This is a genomic window from Arthrospira sp. PCC 8006 (assembly GCF_046480465.1).
Taxonomy (GTDB): domain Bacteria; phylum Cyanobacteriota; class Cyanobacteriia; order Cyanobacteriales; family Microcoleaceae; genus Limnospira; species Limnospira platensis.
On record NZ_PKGG01000337.1, the window covers coordinates 1 to 3725 of the forward strand.

The 3725-nt window shown below is 46.1% G+C and carries 4 protein-coding genes and 1 pseudogene; 3 read left to right on the plus strand and 2 right to left on the minus strand.

Features of this window, described 5'->3' with window-relative positions:
* Positions 1-491 (plus strand): DUF2232 domain-containing protein (locus tag B9T16_RS26715; RefSeq protein WP_410246178.1); only part of this gene is annotated, 491 nt, incomplete at its 5' end.
* The gene (cobT, locus tag B9T16_RS26720) at positions 491-1582 is read left to right on the plus strand and encodes a nicotinate mononucleotide-dependent phosphoribosyltransferase CobT (RefSeq protein ID WP_410246179.1); all 1092 of its coding nucleotides are present in this window, start codon (positions 491-493) and stop codon (positions 1580-1582) included. The genes B9T16_RS26715 and cobT, both read left to right, overlap by 1 nt.
* Before the next feature lie 13 nt (positions 1583-1595).
* Here cobT and B9T16_RS26725 read toward each other — a convergent pair whose 3' ends face one another.
* Entirely contained in the window at positions 1596-2012 is a 417-nt protein-coding gene (locus tag B9T16_RS26725) for a hypothetical protein (RefSeq protein WP_410246180.1), read from the minus strand.
* A gap of 448 nt (positions 2013-2460) precedes the next feature.
* On the opposite strand from B9T16_RS26725, the pseudogene B9T16_RS26730 reads away from it, so the two are divergent.
* Positions 2461-3424: pseudogene (locus tag B9T16_RS26730) on the plus strand (recombinase); the annotation flags it as partial.
* Between the two features lie 99 nt (positions 3425-3523).
* Here B9T16_RS26730 and B9T16_RS26735 read toward each other — a convergent pair.
* Positions 3524-3725, minus strand: a 202-nt coding sequence (locus B9T16_RS26735) for an HNH endonuclease (RefSeq protein ID WP_410246181.1), incomplete at its 5' end; no start/stop codon positions are given.

Here is a 3725-nt window from a genome sequence, read left to right on the forward strand (position 1 = left end):
TATATTTGCGCTGGGACCGACGTGCGGCGATTATGGGTGCTGTAACCTCTGGGTTACTTTTGACCGTGTTAATGGGTCCTACACGCAGCATTCTCTATGTTATCCCCTATGGTTGGATGGGTGTGGTGCTGGGGGGTTTGTGGAAACGAGGCGCTATGTGGCCGGTGACTGTGGCGATCGGCTCCTTAATTGGCGCTATTGGCTTCTTTTTCCGTTACTGGTTGCTGTCAATTCTCTTGGGTCGGGATTTGTGGGTTTATGCCACTACCCAAATTGCACAACTGCTAGAGTCTATCTTTATTCGCTTGGGGGTACTTGCACCCCCAAGTTTACTATTTATTCAGATTTTCGCTGTATTGATGGTTTTGGCTAATAATATCGTTTATCTGTTTGTGGTGCATTTGGTGTCTCTGTTGATGCTCGATCGCCTTAAAAGTCCTATTCCCCGCCCTCCCCGTTGGGTACAGATTTTGCTCGACTATGACGAMTAATGGCAATCCGAATTTATACACAGCCCCGTAATGGTCAGGCTTGGTTACGCAACTATCGCAATCAAAAGCCTATTTTTGCCTGTGTTTTGGGATTTACCCAAACGGGTTTAATTCCGGGAATTTCCGCCGCTGGGGCGAATCCTGCAGATCGCCGCCGCACCTATCTCGCAGATGCTGAATTTCTGGCCTTGGGTCCTGTGCCATCTCCTCGTTATCCTTTACCGCCTTTGGTGGCTGGCGCTTCCCCTGTCCTGATTTCGCGGGCCGTAGTGGCGGCGCTGAATATTCCCTTATATTTATTTAATGCTGGGGTTCCCGTAATTCCTTCTGTACCCACCATCGATCTCGGAGGAGTCCCCGCTAATTGCCTCAGTTCCGGCGCTGCTTTGAACTCTACCATAGTTCAACATCTATTTGAGTCTGGGTTGGCTTGGGGCGATCGCATTGCGGCTGAGGCTGATCATAGTTATGTGATCATCGGAGAATGTGTCGTCGGGGGAACTACCACCGCCCTGGCTGTGTTGATGGGTTTGGGAATTCCCGCCGCCGGTAAAGTCAACAGTAGCCACCCCCAGTGTAACCATGACCAAAAATTAACCATAGTTACCACCGGACTCCGGGCGGCGAAAATTACCCCAGGTCAAGTCGATCCCCTGACACTGGTTGCTGCTGTTGGCGACCCTATGCAAATTGTCGTTGCTGCTATGACTATTGCTGCTAGTCGCCGGGTCGGCGTTCTTTTGGCGGGGGGAACCCAAATGCTGGCCGTTTATGCTTTGGCTGAGGCGATCGCTTCTGCTAAAAATCTTTCCTGGTGTCCGGGACGGGTCGCTGTTGGTACTACTCGCTGGGTCGCAGAAGATACCACAGGGGACACTGTCGGACTCGCAAAGGCGATCGCTCCGGTTCCCTTATTGGCAACCCAACTCGATTTTACCCATTCCCATTACCCCCAACTACAAGCATTTGAACAAGGATATGTTAAAGAAGGTGTCGGTGCGGGAGGATGTGCGATCGCTTCCTATTTGTTCCGCCAATGGACATCGAGCCAGTTACTTACACAAATCGAACAACTTGCTCGCCATCTCTGATCCCCTCACCCTCTCAAGCACGCATCCGCTTAGACAATAACTGTTCTTCTAGGGCTGCAATGCGATTGTAAGCAGCAGTAAGCTGGGCTGTCAAGCGCTGGATCTGAACATCCGCACTTAACATGGTTTCTTTGCTAACCATAGTGCTGCTATTGACATAGTAATCATCACTTAAAATATCTTTGTGTGTCCCCTGGTAGTCCTCACCTTTTACCGGAATTGATTGGCAAGGAACTGCGTATAATCTACCATTGTGTTTAGGAGCATCGATATCTGCTTCTTCCATCACCACACAGGTATCTGTCAATGCTTCTTCATCAGTCCTAGTCGATGAAAACATTTCCGAAAAACCATAATCATCCCTAGGAATATTCCCGCGTAGTTGCATGACTACTTCATACAGCGCATCCACTTTATTCGTTAAAGTCATGACCTGTTCTGCTAACATATCCATAGATACTCCATGTAGGTGATTGCTATGCTCCCATCCTAGAACAAGATTCCGCTCACCCCTGATTACTTCCGATTTATTTAACCTTTTAACTTGACATACAAATTTCCACAATTCTTAGGGCGATCAACACCCATACCACAGCCAATCTCTAGCCATTCAAACCTTAATATAACTTAAAGATTTTTCCCATACATATACCCATGACGGGCGAGATTATTCACCCCATCAAACCTGAGACCAACCCCCATCCTATTCCCATGAGTATATTTACGGTTTAAGGCTTTAATCACCCCACCAATTCCCAGGCTACAGCACTTCACTAAACACTCGACTGGAATTAAAGCGTCTACATAGCCTACAACCCCTATTCTACCGTTACTTAGGTGTTACTCAAAGCCATAACAGGATAACAAGTGAGTAAAAAATGAGTAACGCTACTGATACCCCTACAGTAGGGGGAAAGGGTAACTATAATGAGAGTTACGCTAGATTCTTGAAAGCCTATCAGGAGTTTAAGGGGGAATGTCCCAAAGGAGTGACACTCAAACTACAAAAGTCCGGGGCTAGGTACAACCTACTATTGCAGTTTAAGCAACCACCTACCGGGAAACGGCTACCCAAGACAGCTAATCTTGAGTGTACACCTCAAGGGGTGATAGACGGGGTTAAGAAAGCTAAACTGGTATCAGAAGCCTTNGGGAACCATTACTAGCGCTAGTGAATTTTGGAACTGGTACGATGCGACTATCTTAGGAAAGAACCAGATTGAGGATAATCTGATAACCTATCGGGAAATATTCCAACAACTAGAGGATGAGTATTTTGCGGGTTACAACCGCAACACAGGAAGACCACGCTCCCGCGATATCGCTAGCGACTTAGCATCTTACGAGTCTACTAAAGAGGCATATTTCAGATTGTTCCCTAACTGGGATGATTACCCTAGCTGGGAGAGTTTCAAGGTTATGCTATACACTCCCCTACAGAACGGAGAACAATTAGTAGGTTCCAAAACATTTAAAGAACGTTACTACATCTTAAAAGCCATAGCTAAGAAATCACCTAACAAAGACCATTTGCTTAAACAGCTTGAGCCTATTAACCCTAAACAAACACGATTCACCGTTAAGCAGCGTATAGGCATTAATGCCTTTAAAGATTGGTGGTTTAACACCAAACAGGAAGCCTATACCATCAGAAACTCACAACATCAATCATCCCGACATAGCTGKTTATGGGTAACGGGTATGACAGTAATGTACGGACTGAGACCAACTGAAATAGCCGCTGCTGTTAATCTAACCAAACGTTATGTAACGGATGATGGTGTAATCATCAAAGCACTATCAGACCCTGATAATCAAGATAATTATCTTGTATTAGGAGATTAATTAGGGGTCGAGATAGACCTCACGGTCTACCCCTCCCATTCAAAACCGTACTTGAGACTTTCACCTCATACGGCTCCTAGTTTGACCGTCTCCTTGTTAAGAGTACAGCATCATCTCTTCATCAAGAGCTGTTTTATCGTCGTGACAATGGCGATGTAATAATTGAATATTCTTGTAGTCATCCTTTCCGCCTTGGCTTCTAGGTACAATGTGGTCTATTTCAATTAAATCTGATGGGGTAAAGAATTGCCCACACCAGGTACCTCTACCTTTTTGCTTTTTGAGTAGTTTTGCTACC